The organism is uncultured Cohaesibacter sp. (assembly GCF_963556055.3).
Lineage (GTDB): Bacteria > Pseudomonadota > Alphaproteobacteria > Rhizobiales > Cohaesibacteraceae > Cohaesibacter.
The window spans coordinates 1-14,642 of the sequence record NZ_CAUVYE020000005.1; the positions used below are offsets into that span (position 1 = coordinate 1).

A 14,642-nucleotide genomic window follows, 5' to 3' on the forward strand; every position below is an offset into this window, starting at 1 on the left:
ATCTTCCAGACTTTTGCCTCCGACAATCGCCTCTTCAAGCGCATTTGCCACTTGATCGCCGAGTTTTTCGGCTTGTTTCTTGGCTGCGGTGATTTCCTTGGTGAAGGATTTCATGTCCGCCTCCACCTTGACGACCGCAGTTTCTACGACCTCTGAGGTCATGATCAGAGTCCTTCCTTGATTTCATGGTGTATTTCATGGGGTCATGAGGAAGATCCAAACGGATTTTGCTCATCGGGGTAGGCGCTGCACAAGGTCCAGAATTCTTGCAAGCTCATGTGAGCCTTTTGCGCCTCGGGAACGAGGGCCGCGCTGAGGACTTCCTTTGGGGTTGCTGACCAGATAACGTCAGGCGACCACCCCAGTCTTTGCGCTGCGAGAGAGAAAACGACATCCCACGGAAAGAGGTTGTTTGCCGCTTTGCTGCTTGTGGCCGATCCATTCTTTCGGGACCGGCCTAGCTGGGGTTTATGGTTCCCTCCGCCCCCCCTTTGGACTGGTTCGCCATCTCTCCCAGGGCGTTCGGATTGAAGGTCTGTTGCAAAAGCTCGACAAGGGCGGACGCAAGCGCCACCGCACCGCCTTCGCAATGCATTGATGCGGCCTCTCGATCCGTGACCTCGGCCCCACCTGCACGCAAGGCCGCACCGAGTATCTTGACCAGATCGCTGCTTTTCACCTTGCCCGAAGCAAAGCGGTCTGCAAGTGCGCCGATATTGTCCAGCTCCATGCTATCCTCTAGCTCGGCGAGCGCGGCAAGAGTCAGGCACAGGCGATAATTCTGGTCATTGAGGCGAAGGGATACCTCACCCCGTCTCTTGTTTGCCATCGGTCATGGTTCCTCATGTCAAGATGTTGCAAAGGTCAGGGCTGAAGCAGATTCCAACGCAATTTCGAAGGTCAGTTCGTTGTCGTGCTGACCGGAATATTCGAGCGCGGTGATCTGGAAATTGCCTTCGAGCGTGCCAAAATCGGGAATGATGACCTGCCACGCGGCAATCGTGCCATCAAAGAACAGGGCGCGGATGCGTTCATCGCTGTCACTATCCTTGAACAGACCACTGCCCGACAGACTGGCATGGCGCGTGCCAGCACCTTCCAGCAGTTCGCGCCAGCGACCGGACGACTCCGAATGGGAAATATCAACGCTCTCGGCGTTGAAAGAAAGCGAGCGGGCACGCAAGCCCGCTACCGTTACATAGGCGCTGTCATCGTCATTGCGGACCTTGAGCAGCAAGTCCTTGCCTTTTTGGGCAGTCATATCAATTCTCCTTGAATTAAACAGCCAATGCCCGACAGGGTCGGTCAGGCACGATGGGAAATGGTCGTTGAGAAAGTGGGCGTGTTTGGGAGAGCTGTTTCGTCAGCCAGTGCTTTCTTCGGTCACCGCCCGCACCTGCATCACGCCCTGCAATAGATGGGCCTTGCGATCAGAGCGGATGTCCAGACGCTCTATTTGCAGATTGACCAGCGTGTGGTCGGTCAACGAAAGCTCTGCCGCTTCCAGAATGCTCCGCAGTCTGGCGCAAATTTCCTGATGTCGTTCACGATCATTGGCCCCGGTCCACAAAGTTATGATGACCCGGTGTTCATCACCTTTTTCGGTGCCAGTGCTCCAGTCACGGGAATATGAAGTTGCAAGCGTGATATAGGGAAACGGGCAATCCCGCTTCGGCTCGTCATAAAGCCTTGTGCCGCCCAACTGGGCGATCAGGGTTTCATCAGTCTTGAAGAGTGCCAGAAGGGCCTGTTCAAGACTGCGCGATGCGAGAGTTGTCACAATTGCCTCCTTTGCTCGGAGAGACTTGCCAGAAGCCGCGAGATCAATCCGCCTGGTTCGCTCTCGCGGGAGCCAAAATGGCGGGACAGAAGGTCTGCGCCCGAGATTTCGATCTGTCCGTCATCCCCGTTGATCTGATGCCTGACCTCGATATCAAGTCCTTCCTGCGAGGCCGCCATGCTGATGGCATCTGCATGCTTGGGCAGCAGCTTTGACAGGATCCGGGTTTGCAATGCTCGGCTAGCCGTCTCCGCGCTACTCATGGCCCAGGCTCCCTTTGGCCTCAACCACCAGCCAATTCTTGCGTTGATCCGGGTCATGAAGGGTCAGAAGATCATAGGGTTCGCCACCATAAATCAGACGCGTTATGCTTGAGAGATCATCGCGATGGCGAATGACAAAGCGCAAGGTGAGACTGTTTGACGCCTGTTCGGCGTCATTTCGCTCGTTTGCTTCCAACTGCAAGATACCGGCCCAGACCTCGGCGACGATGTTATGGGACTGGACACCATTCCATGGTGCATCACTGTCATAAACGGGTTCGGCCAAAGTGATACGATGCCTCAGATTGGCAGGGTCGAAAAGAAAGGTTTCAAGGCCCTCTTGTGTCATTGGCTATTCCTTTTCTGGCTTGACTTTCAGCGAACAGAGATTTGCACTGCAAGGTGCGATCAAAGCCGCAAACTGCGATAGGAACCAATGAGGGGCTGAAGCGACTTGGCGAGTGTGGGGAGCTGGCTCGGATCAGCAATCAGCCGCCTCTCATACCATTCGGCAACCACCATCTTGATGGCGAGGCGCAACGGTTCGGGAACATCCTCGGCAGCCGGTCCGAAGCCGGTTTCGACATCCAGTTGCAGCCGCTGATTGCTGGCCAGAAGAAAACCGTCGATGTTGGCAAGGATTGCCGGATCCTGTGCCTGGAAAATCGAGAGCCCCGTCACATCGAGCGAAGTGATGTTTGCTTCGATATCCACCACCGCAGCAGCAACGATGTCCGTTACCGGTTGAAGAGGCAAACGGAAGGTCTCCCCGAGGGGGCCTTCCAGCAGCAAGCGCCATGTCTGGGTGATGAAGTGATGACCTGTCAAATGCTCCAGATGAACACGAGCAGCGGTCAGAAAGGCGCGCAAAAGATCGTCTTCCTTGTCGATATCGAGCTTCAGATAGGCCTTGATTTCGGCAAGGCTGACCGGCTCAAGGGCCGGTGGTGTCAAAAGGGTTGTTGTCATTCTTTTCCCCGATCAAATTCAGGAGGCGTGCCAAAAGACGCAAAATCTGCACCGTCAAGAAGGGATGCCCTTGCCGGGAGGGAGGAGATCCCGACAAGGACACCGGTTCGGGTGAAGAGACCTTCACCCGCAGGGAGCCAATGCCCGCGATCAGGCAGAGAATTTCAGCAGCTTGATCGCGTCGAAGTCCTGCACACCGCCGCCCACTCGTTTGGTGACATAGAACAGGACATATGGCTTGGCTGAGAATGGATCGCGCAGAATGCTCAGCCCGAGGCGATCCACAATCATGTATCCACGCTTGAAGTCGCCGAAGGCAATGGCACATGAATCGGCCTCGATGTCGGGCATGTCTTCGGCTTCCGTGATGGCGAAGTTGAGAAGCGATGCCTTGGCTCCAATCCCGGCAGGCGGCTGCCAGAGATAGTTGCCATCATCGTCCTTGAGCTTGCGCACTTCGGCCTGGCTGGTACGGTTCATCACGAACTGTGCATTCTGACGATAGCCGGCCTTGAGGCTGTAGATCAGGTCAATGAGAGCGTCTCCCGGATCGGTTGCGCTGAATGCCGCTGAAGTGCCCGTAGAAATCGATCCCAGATTCCCCCAGCTCCAACTCCCTTCATCCACGACAGTTTCTGCCATGAAGCCTTTAGGCTTGTTGGTGCCGTTGCCGGTTATAAAGGCGGTGCCTTCCTGCTGAGCAAAGGCGGTTTCGACCTCGGCGGCAATCCATTCCTCGACATTGATGGCCGCGTCTTCAAGAAGGCTCGGCGTTGCCGCTGGCATCGCATACAGCTCCATCGCGGTATAGGAAAGCTCGGCAAGGGTCGAAGCGCTCGTCTGCGGGCGCGCAGCAGTTTCCCCTACCCAACCGGTTTCCGGCCCGGAGGTGGCGAAGGGTTTCTTCAGGGTAGAGCCGGAGATTTCGCACACATCAGCGATTGAGCGGATTGGAGAGATCGCGGCAAGGCGCTTGCCGACCTCTGCCTCGACTTGTTCAGGCACGAGATATCCGCCGTCCGGATCGGAGCTGATGGACATGGCCTTGGCCTCCAGATCGCGCAGATCCTGCTCGACACCGGAGCGGATATAGCGGTTGAAAGCGGTTTTGTGTTCCAATGCACGTGCCGAAAGTGGTGCTGCGTGACGGCCCGTTGACAGGCCATCCGCGAGACTTGGACGGCGTGCCTTGAGGATCAGGGAGTCGAGCGCGGTCTGCTGTTCATCAAGGGCCTTTGAGATGCGGTCTACCTTGTGTTCAGTCAGAACGTCAGCAGAGCGTTTTTCGATCTCGTCAAGGCGTTCATCATTGGCGTGTTTGAAAGCGTCGAAGGAAACGAGAAAATCGTCAAATGCGGACGAGAGGTCTGCATCCATGATCGATTTCGTCTCCGGAGAGGCGTTGGATAGGTCTTTCATGAGCTTTCCTTTTTGAAGTGGGAATAGCTGTCATTTCGACAGATGGCCTGTGCCTTTGCGCGTGGCCTGAAGCATGGTTCGGGTCATGATGCGAAGGCGGGCCAGTTCATTTGAGGGTCCAACATGGACAGCGTCCTGCTTGCCGGTAAGACCAGAAAGGCCGCGGGCCATGAGGGCTCGGGCCTGGGAACGAGAAAGCCCAGCGTCTTGCATGAGCTTTCGTTCCAATTCGCGTTTGCTGAAGGGCGGCGAGAGGCTCGCGGCCTTGACCGAGGAAATGCGTGCGTCGGGCTGCATGGGAAAGGTGACGACAGAAATTTCCCAAAGATCGAGCGCCAGCAGATGCCGGATACCGGTCTTGGCATCCTTGCGGGCCTTGATCGTCTTGAAGCCGATGGACAATCCATCAAGAATGCCCGCCTTCATCATGGAGTGGATTTCCTGCGCTTTGGCAACATCGGTTGCAAGCTGGCCACGCACAAACAGGCCCTTGCTATCTTCCCGGATCGACAACCAGTGACCGATCGGTTGGGTCGGGTCGTGCTGATAGAGCAGTTTGATGCCGCCAAGTCCGCGCTGCGCAAGGCTGCTCGCAAAGGCACCGGCGCAAATGACATCGTGCCCCAGATCCTCCTCGCCGAACAAACAGGCATAGCCTTCGAACAAGCCATCCTCGGCAACCTTGGCGAGGGCGGACGGCATCGCCTTTTTCTCGGTTTCCGACAGGGAACGGGATTTTGTCGAACATTGAAAATTATTTGATTTCAGCATGTTATATCAGCCTATTGACGGTTAGCTCGATATCAGGCGGACGCGGGCGACCGTGCCGCTTTTGACTTGCCCGGCGAGTGCCCGGGCAAAATGCGCAAAGACAAGCCTGTGATTTGGCTCGATCCGGTGTTCGCTCGAAACTAGGGGAGGCCTAGCCATCAAGGAGGCTGGTGAGACGGGCGATTTCCTCGACAAAATCCTGAAAACGCTTGTTGCTGGCGGCCTGTTCACGCAGGCTCCAGACAAGAAGCCCGCTTGCGGCACTCGCCCAAAGAAAGAGCGCAACATGGGCAAGATCCCCTTTCTCGGCGACAATTTGCAGAGCGTCTCCCACATCAGATCCCCCCCTTTTCGGTTACGGCGTCAACTTGCTGGTCATCGGAACGCGGGCTATAGCCGACGGCGATCCGCTTTTCGTTTTCGTCCAGAAAACTGGCATTACCGACCCTCTGCCAAAGGGCCTCGCGTTCGCTTGCCAGAGCCGTGACCTGATCGAGATCGACCTTGAGTTCGAAAGGCAGATCGTAGGCCGGGGAGAGCCAGCGGGCCATGCTCTGCAAGCATCGGGCGGCAAGGGGCAGCACCGTCTGACGCCAGAAGGCGCGGTTCGCTTCGGCATAATTGGCATAGGTGTTGTCACCGGGAATGCCCAGCAGCATCGGCGGCACACCAAACGCGAGGGCGATTTCTCGTGCGGCGCTGTTTTTGGCATCAATGAAATCCATGTCACGGGGGGACATGCTCATGCTTTTCCAGTCAAGCCCCCCTTCCAGAAGCAAGGGCCGACCGGCATTCATGGCGCCCTGATAGCCGTCTTCCAGCTCTTTCTTGAGACGCTCGAACTGCTCATCGCTGAGATTGCCCGCCTCCGAAGCCGCATAGACGAGCGCCCCGGACGGCCGGGCGGAATTGTCAAGCAGTGCCTTGTTCCAGCTGGCGGCTGCGTTGTGAACGTCGAGACTGGTTTGCGCGGCTTCGAGCGGGCTCAAGCCATAATGATCATCATGAGGGTGAAACAGGGTGATATGCAGGATTGGCGGCACCGGCAGCGTTTCATCATTTTGATCAAAGCGCACCGACTTGCCTCCCACCGTATATTGAAAGGCCTCGGGCCAGCCATCCAGTCCCGGAATGACCTTCATGCGATCAGGCCGCAGACAATGCAGCTCTCTGAGGCTGTTCGCGCCATAAACCGCCTCGAGATAGGCGTTGCCGGAGACCAGAAGGTGGCCAAACAGGCTTTCAAGAAAGGTGGCGCCGGCCTGTCGCGCGTTGGGATGGTCAAGGAGCGAAAGTATCGGATGTTCGGACAGCCGCTCACCAGACTGAAGGCAGAAAATCGGTACGGAGGCCGCGGCTTCCGATATCATGCGGATCGAGCGATAGACGATCGGGTTCCGGGCATAGCCCTGTTGGGCGAGTGCGCCATAATCCCTCGGGGTCCAGCGTGGCCGATTGACATTGTGAACAGCCAGAAGCGCTCCGGTCAGGGATTGCTTTGCTTCCAGAGCTTTACCGCCAGCGGCGGCTGGTTGCGTTTGGGCTTCGGACATGCGCGATCGCGCCGATCCCTTAGAGGTCCAGCGAAGCATAAGCCTCTTCCTTCCTTTTTCATGAATTGTCAGATTGCCCGCACTTTGGGCTCGGGCTGTTCACCCAGACACAGATGCGTCACCGCCCAGACCATGGCGTCCAGCCGGTCGGGGCTTTTGCCGGACGAGAGCCCATCCAGCCCGAAGTCGCACATTTCATCTTCCAGCTCGGCCATATTTCCGACATGGCGAATGCGGCCTTGCTCATATAGGGCGGACACCGGTTCGGCTCTTAGATATTTGCCCCTGTTGGCCCGGACGGCCCTCACAGGAACGGACGGATCAATGCCTGAAAGAATGGTCGTGACCATTTCTCCGCCCTGATTGACCTCGGCGATAAGACAGTCAGCGGCAAGGCGATGGTAAAGCGCAATGGCTTTGGTCGCCCATCCTGTCGGGCTGACTTCACACAGCGTGCTGTCGCGCAAAATGTAGCATAGGCCATCCGCATCGATGCCGGCGGCAACCAGTCCGCATGCGTCAGCACTCTTGCCGGACGTTGCCGGTGGGTCGATCGCGATGACAATGCGTGCCATCTGGTCTGGGGCCCGATCCACACGCAGCCGATCCAGTTGCTCGCGTTTCCAGAGGGCATCGGCTCTGTCTTCGATCAGCTCACCATCCAGCTCTTGCCTGCCGAGCCGCGAGCCTTGATATCGCCGAACGATGGTGTCGAGAAATCCCGGAGCCAGATTGGCCAGATTGGCGCGGGTTGGGGCTCGGGAAATGGCCGTTCTTGGCTCCGCCATCAAGCGCTTCAGCAATTGGGTTGGCTTTGGTGTGGTGGTGACGATCTGACGTGGCTTTGTCCCCAGGCGCAAGCCGAATTGCAACATGTCCCATGTCGCTTCCGCATGACGCCATTTTGCCAATTCATCTCCCCAGGCCGCATCGAATTGAGGCCCGCGCAGGCTTTCGGGATCCTCTGCGGAAAAAATCTGCGCGACCGCCCCATTGGGCCACTGTAGACGTCGTCGGGAGGGCTGCCAAATCGGCCTTTCCTCCCTGGCATGAATGGCCAGAAGACCGGAAACGCCCTCCACCATCACATCTCGTGCATCGGAGAGCGTTTCTCCGATCAGTGCGATCCGCCCATAAGGCCTTTCGGCAAAAGGAGCCCTGCCCTGCACCAGCGCCTTAATCCATTCCGCGCCGGTTCTTGTCTTGCCAGCCCCGCGTCCACCCAAAACCAGCCACGTGATCCAGTCTCCTCGCGGGGGAAGCTGATCCTGCCGCGCCCATATTTCCCAGTCATAGATCAGGGTTTGCAGTTCCCTTGCGCTCAGCGTCGCCAGAAACGTCGCCTGCCGCTCCCTGCTTGAGCCGATCAAGGCGGTTCGTAAGCTCTTGGCGGAGGAAGTCAATGGAACATCCATCTGCTGCATCATCATCGCTACTCTTGCCCTCTTCTTGGTCTGGCTGGGTCAAAGGCTGATCGGGATCGAGATCCATGATTTTCTCGAGCGTTCGGGCGATGGTCCCGAGCATCCGGGCCTCTTTTTCGTCATAGGCTGCTTCTCCAGATTGCAACTGTTTTTCGAGATAACGAATCTGTTGGTCTGTCGCCTGATAAAGGCGCATGACCATGTCTTTATGATCGAGCGCATCCCCTGCGCTTTCCGGGTGCTCGCAATTGTCCGGATCAGGAGCGGTTGCTTCAACTGGAGGCCTTTTTGCATTCGAAGCCCCGGCCTCCCATTCCTTCCTCTTCTTGCGCAAGGTGGTTTCGCTCACCTGATGAAGGCGAGCGATCTCACGAAAGCTCTGCCCCCCATCTTCACAAGCCTTGCGGATGGCAGACCAATCCGGTTTGGCTGTCCGTTTTTTTCGCATATGAATTCCTGGCTTTGGGCCTTGCTCGGTTTCAGATCTTGCAAGATCATCTGCCCGTCCAGACCTGTCAGACAGACATGGCATGGAAACCGAAGACAAAAAAAACCGCTGCGGCGGACCGAGCGGTTACATTCATTCCAGATTGGATATTAAGCGGTATAAAACACGCAAACAGATGGGTGACGCAAAGTTATTCACGCCTTTCCGACTGTAGTTAATCTATAGCCTGCGACCGTTCGCAGGTCAAGCGATTTTTCTCCCATTGGTTGTATTTTTCTATCTAAAATTGATATTAACTATGTAAATCAACCTCTTATGCCTATACAATTCAGCGCTCCGGAAGGGGCACGGGATCATCTTCGGGGTCTTCCCAGGCCAATGCACAAGATGATTCTCATAGTCTTCGACCGTCATTCCCTCTTCAGAAATGACCCTGCCGCGTACCGAGATTCCCGCCTGATGCACTGTATCCGGATCGCCAGAGACAAGTGGATGCCACCAATACAGATCATAGCCTTCATCCAGCAGCCGGTAGGCACATGTGGCTGGCAGCCAGGAGATCTCCTCAACTGTTTGCGGCGTCAGCGGCACGCAATCGGGAATGGTTTCTAGACGATTTTCGTAATTCTTGCAGCGGCAGCTGTGGTCATCAAGCAGGCTACAGGCAATATTGGTCCAGACAATTTCACCCGTATCCCAGTCTTCAAGCTTGTTGAGACAACAGCGGGCGCAGCCATCGCACAAGGATTCCCACTCGCTGGTCGTCATCTCGGAAAGGGATTTGACTTGCCAGAAAGGTTTGTCGGTACCGGTTTCATCGACATTCGCAGTTTGGACCGGGGTGTTCACATTTTTGTTATTGTTTTCCATTCTTTACCGCTCGCACATTCGTTACGTTGTCCGCTACACCTGTCTCGAACACAAAGCCTGCACACGTCAAGCAAAAGATTGGTCGATGGCATGTCGGCAGGTGCAATTAACCATAGTCTGCGATTAAAGTCTGTTTTGGCAAACGGGACCATTTGCTTCTTGTTGCACAAGAGTTAAGAAAGTATTATGGGTGCCCTAGATGTGGGAAGAATGAGTTCATAGCGCCGTGAAAGATCCGTTTCAAACCAAGACAAAAGTCAGGTGGAAATACCGGCTGCTCGCACTCGATGCCGCAATCGATACGGGCCTTTACAAGATTCGAGGCTCTCTTGCCAGAGCGCTGGATATTTCCAATGCATCCATGCGGGGCCTCAAGGTCACGGGGTGGCGGTTCTGGCTTGTTCAAATGCTTTCGGGTGGCTTGACGATGGCGACGTTCGGCGCGTTGTTCGCCACCTCTCTGGCCCTTACAAACTTCGATCTGACGGCAAGAGGCCTTCCCCCTCAGGAAGATTATGCAGTGACCTTTCTGGACCGGTTCGGTAACGAAATCGGCAAAAGGGGGATTCTTCAGGACGACTCATTTGAACTTCAGGACCTGCCGGAAAACTTCATCAAGGCTGTGCTGGCAACCGAAGATCGTCGCTTCTTTGATCATTTCGGGATCGACTTTTTCGGCCTGACACGTGCGATTGTCGAGAATGCGCGCGCCGGTGGTGTCGTGCAGGGTGGCTCGACCCTTACCCAGCAGCTGGCCAAGAACCTGTTCCTGACCAACGAACGCACACTCAAGCGCAAGATCGATGAGGCTTTTCTCTCTTTGTGGCTGGAAGCACGGCTTACCAAACGCGAAATCCTGAAGCTCTATCTTGACCGCGCCTATATGGGCGGCGGCACCTATGGCATTGCGGCCGCATCGAAATATTATTTCGGCAAACCGGCCAAGGATCTGTCCTTGGCGGAGTCGGCAATGCTGGCCGGTCTTTTCAAGGCCCCGACCAAATATGCTCCCCATGTCAACCTGCCAAGGGCGCGTGCGCGCGCCAAGGAAGTCTTGATCAACATGGTGCAGGCCGGTTTTCTGACCGAGGGACAAATCGTCGGCGCCCTGCGAAATCCGGCAATACCAATCGACAAGGTGGACACCGATACGCCAAACCATTTCCTTGACTGGGCCTTTGACGAGGTCAAGAAAATCGTGGGTGGAAAGCACAGGGTGCTGACGGTCAAGACCTCGATCGACATGACAGTTCAGAAACAGTCCGAGCAGGCAATAGACCGAATTCTGCGTGAAAATGGCGAACAATATGATGTGTCGGAAGCTGCGGCGGTGTTGATGGAACCCGACGGAGCCGTTGTTGCGATTGTTGGCGGCAAGGACTATGGCAAGAGCCAGTTCAACCGTGCAACCGACGCGAAGCGCCAGCCCGGTTCCTCCTTCAAGCCATTCGTTTACACAACGGCGCTGATGAACGGGTACACACCCGAGTCGGTTGTTCAGGACGCGCCCATCACCATCGGCAACTGGTCGCCCAAGAACTATGGCCGCTCCTATTCAGGGCCCGTCACATTGCTCAATGCGCTAAGGCGGTCCATCAACACCATTCCGGTTCGTCTGGCACAGGCAATTGGCCGCGACAAGATCGTCGAGACCGCATACAAGATGGGAATCGCCTCCCCGCTCAAGATCACGCGCTCTCTGCCACTGGGGTCTTCGGAAGTCTCGGTAATGGATATGGCGACCGGCTATGCCGTTTTTGCCAACGGGGGCAAAAAGGCCGATCCGCATGCGGTTTTGCAAATTCAGGATTCCAAAGGCCACGTGATCTACGACCACAAGCGCGATGTGAAGGTCGAGCAGATAATCCCGCCAGAAACCATTGCGGGCATGAACAGGATGATGGTTTCCGTCATCGAGGCCGGAACGGGGCGTCGGGCGCATCTTGAAGGCATTACCGCAGCGGGCAAAACCGGCACGACATCGGCCTACAAGGACGCATGGTTCTGCGGCTTTACCGGCAACTATTCGGCAGCGGTCTGGTTTGGCAACGACGATAACCATTCGACCAGACGGGTCACCGGAGGCAGCCTGCCCGCGATGGCCTGGCAAAAGATCATGACCGCAGCGCATCAGCAGGTCGAACTCAAACCCTTACCGTTCATTGATGATCCCGAAATCTTCAAGAAAACGCACCAGAATATCCAGCTTGCTTCAAGTGGCAGGATCAAGGACATCAAGAAAGAACGCAAGTCCCAGCGCCTCGCACCGCAAGTGGTCGATCAACTTGAACAGCTTTCGGTGCTGTTCAAGAGTGGCGACAGCGCCCCTGTAGGTTCGTCTACGCAACCGGCAGGCTCGACCTCTACGGATGGAGCAGACAACACCAAAGCGAATGAGAGCGACCAGCTTTCCGGGCTTGTGCCAATGAAGCGCCCAGCCATCAGCGGACTGGCTGACTTGACCAGAGCCTGGAGACACAATTAGCCTCCGGCTGCCAAAGCTCGCCAATCGTGACAGCCTCCCAAACTAACTGCTGAAATCTTCAATCAACAATTGACCTTTGCCCAAATCCCTGTAGGGATAATTTTGATGTTTGTATCAGAAACTTGGCAGTTTGCGCCAACAGGGACCAAAGAGCAGAATCACTTTTTTCGGGTAACCCGATGATCTGGCCGTTGCATGACAAGGCCAGTCGCACAAAATGCGTTTGCAGATTGAAGTCTGGCCATGGTTAGCTGCCATTTTGTCGAACAGCTGATTTTCTCGCCGCGTTTCTTGTGACCTTGTTGGATATTGATGCTAGGATAGCGCCGAATTTCTTTTGACCGCATTTTCCGAAAAGGTCGCAACCGAGGCGGAAGATGCTCTTGATTTAAACGACCGGAACCGAGAGCTTGGACGCGTGCGCCTGATTAGGGACATTATTCTTTTCATAGTGGTTGCCGTTGGGCTGGGCATAGGCAGTTCCTACCTGGCGATCAACAACGCGGACAAACTCGCCGTCTTCAAGGTAGGGCCATGGCATGCTTGGCCGGATGCTTCCAGCCCGAAAGCCAATCCCTATTCCAAAGCAGACCAGGCCCGACGGGGATCGTTGATGCTGGGGTCTGCGGAGGGAATTGCCTTTGTTGCCGAGACCGACGACGAAGGCACGCCGCTGGATGGGGGGTGTCAGTATCGCATCACGGGCTCTGAACTGCCGGCTAGGATCTGGACCGTCACGCTTGCCAACATGAATGGCACTCTGGTTGAAAATCCGTCTGAGAGATTTGGGTATCATAGCCAGAATGTTGCACGCATCAATGGGAGCGAATTCGAGATCGTGACCGGGCCAGATGTTTCGGGTGGCGACTGGCTGAAAAGCGAGGCAAACAAGCCGTTCAAACTGATTTTCCGTCTCTATGAAACGCCGCATGCGAGCGGAGATGGTTATTCGGAAATCCGGTTGCCCCAAATTGCATGGATGAGTTGCCAATGATCCGGACAATCCTGCTCATATGTGCGGCGCTGACAACCGCAGCCATCATCCACATCGGGACGATTTTCTCGCTGCCCTATTTCGCCAAGAATGACATTTGGCACAAGGTTCTCGAGCTGGCTCCCCTTAACCGTGTGTATGTCATATCATCCCCAACAGAAGCGGTAAAAGTCTCTGCGGATCTTGATCCCGCCTTTGCCTTTGGACTGTGCCGCGTTGACGTTTCGGCAGCTCCCATGCTGATGAAAGGCACATTTGCCAATGATTTCTGGAGCCTTGATTATGTCGATCAAATGGGGCGAAGCCAGTTCAGCCTGACCAACCAGATTTCCGGCCCGAAACTCAATGCCGTGCTCGCGACCAAAGGACAGCAACGCCTTTTGTCCGAAAGACCGGATCTGATCGACGAAACCACGATTGTCATCACCGCAACGGACTCCAAGGGCATTCTTCTGGTTCGGGCCTTCATCGCATCGGAACGGGATCGGCCCCCCACCGCCCGCAGTCTGGACAGGGTGCTTTGTAAACCATTGTGGGATGACGCGGACACAGAATAGACCAAAAACCGGTCCGCAATGCGATGTCTGAAATGCGCATGCCTGTTGCAGATGGCCCTTTCCGGCCACCAGAAACGCACAAGCCTTTCGAAAATCACTTCACCAGATTGGGATCTTCAGCTGCCCATTGGCGCCTTGTATAGCGTGACGGTCTTGGCTTTGTCTCTGCGTTCAGAGGTCCTGCCGCGGAGAGATAGCCATTTTGCTTCTGAAACTCCATATTGAGGAGTTTGAGCTCTTGATTGGCGTCAACAACCAGCGGCGACGGGGTTTCAATCTCCAGCTTTTTGATTGCGTAGGCATAGGCCGCCATACGATATTTCAGAGACCGCCAGACCCATTCCAGAAATCTGCGATTTTCGTCCACTCTGGCATAGGCGTTTTTCATCTCTCGCGGGTCAAGATCCGGTTTTCGAGCCACCGCGGCAATACGCTGATTGTCTACTTCAATAACCTGTTCCGCCGCCGGAACGAACAGCCCAAGGGACTCCCGATCTGAGCGAATGTCGTTGATGACCCGGTTGTAGCGCGCGTGATGAGATGAATATTTCTCCGCTCTCATGGCCCAGTAATAACGCTTGGGATCAAACGCCCTGTCGATGGTCGGTGTCAGACGTGCACTCTGGGTTTCCGTCAGAAAATGCAGACTGACATTCTGGACAGATGAAATGAAGGTCCACAGATCAACAGAAATCCAGTCTTGCGCATGAGGGGGGCGAATGAGTACCCACGCCCTGTTTCGCATGACCTGTTCCTCGTCGGTCGTGTTGAAACCGGACACCAATTCACCATTGGCATGAGCCCGGAGCTTGCCTCCGGTGTTCATGAACCCTTCAATGAACGGGTTCGTTTCGGGACGCCCCAGATCCCCCTCTCTCGTGCTGCACGCAGCAAGTGCAATCAACATCAGGGCAGTTGCCGCGCCAGACCTCACCCTTGGTGCCATTGTACATTTGACTAATCTCATAAAATTATTGCCTTTTCAGAGAGTTAGCAGCCTTTTCGGATGGCGTGACTGTTGATTGCGATCGTCCATGGTACTAAAATAATAGTCTGTGCCCGAATCGTCACGCTCTTATTGTTCCGTATAAGTGAGTTCAAGCCAAGCA

The 14,642-nt window shown here is 55.5% G+C and carries 17 protein-coding genes and 1 pseudogene; 3 read left to right on the plus strand and 15 right to left on the minus strand.

Features of this window, described 5'->3' with window-relative positions; all coding sequences use genetic code 11:
• Window positions 1-203: 203 nt before the first annotated feature.
• The 14 genes and pseudogenes from ACHZB8_RS00765 to ACHZB8_RS00830 form a co-directional block, all read right to left on the minus strand.
• A pseudogene (locus ACHZB8_RS00765) lies at window positions 204-392 on the minus strand (phage tail assembly chaperone); the annotation flags it as partial.
• Window positions 393-457: 65 nt separating this feature from the next.
• Complete coding sequence (locus tag ACHZB8_RS00770; protein WP_316858026.1) at window positions 458-829, minus strand: gene transfer agent family protein; 372 nt, start codon at window positions 827-829, stop codon at window positions 458-460.
• A gap of 18 nt (window positions 830-847) precedes the next feature.
• A complete protein-coding gene (locus ACHZB8_RS00775; protein ID WP_316858028.1) occupies window positions 848-1,261 on the minus strand; it encodes a phage major tail protein, TP901-1 family in 414 nt (137 codons plus the stop codon).
• A gap of 102 nt (window positions 1,262-1,363) precedes the next feature.
• Window positions 1,364-1,780, minus strand: a complete 417-nt coding sequence (locus ACHZB8_RS00780; protein WP_316858030.1) for a DUF3168 domain-containing protein — start codon at window positions 1,778-1,780, stop codon at window positions 1,364-1,366.
• Window positions 1,777-2,043: a hypothetical protein gene (locus ACHZB8_RS00785; RefSeq protein WP_316858032.1), complete on the minus strand. Its 267-nt coding sequence runs from the start codon at window positions 2,041-2,043 to the stop codon at window positions 1,777-1,779. The genes ACHZB8_RS00780 and ACHZB8_RS00785 overlap by 4 nt, the downstream gene beginning before the upstream one ends.
• Complete coding sequence (locus ACHZB8_RS00790) at window positions 2,036-2,392, minus strand: phage head closure protein (RefSeq protein ID WP_316858034.1); 357 nt, start codon at window positions 2,390-2,392, stop codon at window positions 2,036-2,038. The genes ACHZB8_RS00785 and ACHZB8_RS00790 overlap by 8 nt, the downstream gene beginning before the upstream one ends.
• Before the next feature lie 59 nt (window positions 2,393-2,451).
• Complete coding sequence (locus ACHZB8_RS00795; RefSeq protein ID WP_316858037.1) at window positions 2,452-3,012, minus strand: phage head-tail connector protein; 561 nt, start codon at window positions 3,010-3,012, stop codon at window positions 2,452-2,454.
• A gap of 150 nt (window positions 3,013-3,162) precedes the next feature.
• Window positions 3,163-4,431, minus strand: coding sequence for a phage major capsid protein (locus tag ACHZB8_RS00800; protein WP_316858038.1), 1,269 nt, complete (start codon window positions 4,429-4,431; stop codon window positions 3,163-3,165).
• A gap of 30 nt (window positions 4,432-4,461) precedes the next feature.
• On the minus strand, window positions 4,462-5,202 hold the full coding sequence (locus ACHZB8_RS00805; RefSeq protein ID WP_316858040.1) for an HK97 family phage prohead protease: 741 nt from the start codon (window positions 5,200-5,202) through the stop codon (window positions 4,462-4,464).
• Between the two features lie 151 nt (window positions 5,203-5,353).
• The gene (locus tag ACHZB8_RS00810) at window positions 5,354-5,536 is read right to left on the minus strand and encodes a hypothetical protein (protein ID WP_316858042.1); all 183 of its coding nucleotides are present in this window, start codon (window positions 5,534-5,536) and stop codon (window positions 5,354-5,356) included.
• A 1-nt stretch (window position 5,537) separates the two neighbouring features.
• Window positions 5,538-6,755 carry a phage portal protein gene (locus ACHZB8_RS00815; protein WP_316858044.1) on the minus strand — a complete coding sequence of 406 codons (1,218 nt, stop codon included), beginning with the start codon at window positions 6,753-6,755 and terminating at the stop codon, window positions 5,538-5,540.
• A gap of 68 nt (window positions 6,756-6,823) precedes the next feature.
• Complete coding sequence (locus ACHZB8_RS00820; RefSeq protein ID WP_394706060.1) at window positions 6,824-8,158, minus strand: DNA-packaging protein; 1,335 nt, start codon at window positions 8,156-8,158, stop codon at window positions 6,824-6,826.
• Window positions 8,046-8,627, minus strand: coding sequence for a hypothetical protein (locus tag ACHZB8_RS00825; protein WP_316858046.1), 582 nt, complete (start codon window positions 8,625-8,627; stop codon window positions 8,046-8,048). The genes ACHZB8_RS00820 and ACHZB8_RS00825 overlap by 113 nt, the downstream gene beginning before the upstream one ends.
• Before the next feature lie 276 nt (window positions 8,628-8,903).
• Window positions 8,904-9,497 carry a YcgN family cysteine cluster protein gene (locus tag ACHZB8_RS00830; protein ID WP_316858048.1) on the minus strand — a complete coding sequence of 198 codons (594 nt, stop codon included), beginning with the start codon at window positions 9,495-9,497 and terminating at the stop codon, window positions 8,904-8,906.
• A gap of 226 nt (window positions 9,498-9,723) precedes the next feature.
• Between ACHZB8_RS00830 and ACHZB8_RS00835 the strand changes: the two genes are divergently transcribed.
• From ACHZB8_RS00835 to ACHZB8_RS00845, 3 genes are all read left to right on the plus strand, one after another.
• Window positions 9,724-11,982, plus strand: a complete 2,259-nt coding sequence (locus tag ACHZB8_RS00835) for a penicillin-binding protein 1A (protein ID WP_316858050.1) — start codon at window positions 9,724-9,726, stop codon at window positions 11,980-11,982.
• A 337-nt stretch (window positions 11,983-12,319) separates the two neighbouring features.
• Complete coding sequence (locus tag ACHZB8_RS00840) at window positions 12,320-12,976, plus strand: DUF1214 domain-containing protein (protein WP_316858052.1); 657 nt, start codon at window positions 12,320-12,322, stop codon at window positions 12,974-12,976.
• Window positions 12,973-13,533, plus strand: coding sequence for a hypothetical protein (locus ACHZB8_RS00845; protein ID WP_316858054.1), 561 nt, complete (start codon window positions 12,973-12,975; stop codon window positions 13,531-13,533). The genes ACHZB8_RS00840 and ACHZB8_RS00845 overlap by 4 nt, the downstream gene beginning before the upstream one ends.
• Before the next feature lie 94 nt (window positions 13,534-13,627).
• Here ACHZB8_RS00845 and ACHZB8_RS00850 read toward each other — a convergent pair whose 3' ends face one another.
• Window positions 13,628-14,440, minus strand: coding sequence for a hypothetical protein (locus ACHZB8_RS00850; RefSeq protein WP_316858056.1), 813 nt, complete (start codon window positions 14,438-14,440; stop codon window positions 13,628-13,630).
• Window positions 14,441-14,642: the final 202 nt, after the last annotated feature.

What these genes read in the sequence shown, in the direction of transcription:
- ACHZB8_RS00815 (WP_316858044.1), bottom strand. Translation starts at nt 6,755, where the DNA reads ATGTCCGAAGCCCAAACGCAACCAGCCGCCGCTGGCGGTAAAGCTCTG.
- ACHZB8_RS00775 (WP_316858028.1), bottom strand. Translation starts at nt 1,261, where the DNA reads ATGACTGCCCAAAAAGGCAAGGACTTGCTGCTCAAGGTCCGCAATGAC.
- ACHZB8_RS00795 (WP_316858037.1), bottom strand. Translation starts at nt 3,012, where the DNA reads ATGACAACAACCCTTTTGACACCACCGGCCCTTGAGCCGGTCAGCCTT.
- ACHZB8_RS00790 (WP_316858034.1), bottom strand. Translation starts at nt 2,392, where the DNA reads ATGACACAAGAGGGCCTTGAAACCTTTCTTTTCGACCCTGCCAATCTG.
- ACHZB8_RS00785 (WP_316858032.1), bottom strand. Translation starts at nt 2,043, where the DNA reads ATGAGTAGCGCGGAGACGGCTAGCCGAGCATTGCAAACCCGGATCCTG.
- ACHZB8_RS00830 (WP_316858048.1), bottom strand. Translation starts at nt 9,497, where the DNA reads ATGGAAAACAATAACAAAAATGTGAACACCCCGGTCCAAACTGCGAAT.
- ACHZB8_RS00850 (WP_316858056.1), bottom strand. Translation starts at nt 14,440, where the DNA reads ATGTTGATTGCACTTGCTGCGTGCAGCACGAGAGAGGGGGATCTGGGG.
- ACHZB8_RS00845 (WP_316858054.1), top strand. Translation starts at nt 12,973, where the DNA reads ATGATCCGGACAATCCTGCTCATATGTGCGGCGCTGACAACCGCAGCC.
- ACHZB8_RS00825 (WP_316858046.1), bottom strand. Translation starts at nt 8,627, where the DNA reads ATGCGAAAAAAACGGACAGCCAAACCGGATTGGTCTGCCATCCGCAAG.
- ACHZB8_RS00800 (WP_316858038.1), bottom strand. Translation starts at nt 4,431, where the DNA reads ATGAAAGACCTATCCAACGCCTCTCCGGAGACGAAATCGATCATGGAT.
- ACHZB8_RS00770 (WP_316858026.1), bottom strand. Translation starts at nt 829, where the DNA reads ATGGCAAACAAGAGACGGGGTGAGGTATCCCTTCGCCTCAATGACCAG.
- ACHZB8_RS00805 (WP_316858040.1), bottom strand. Translation starts at nt 5,202, where the DNA reads ATGCTGAAATCAAATAATTTTCAATGTTCGACAAAATCCCGTTCCCTG.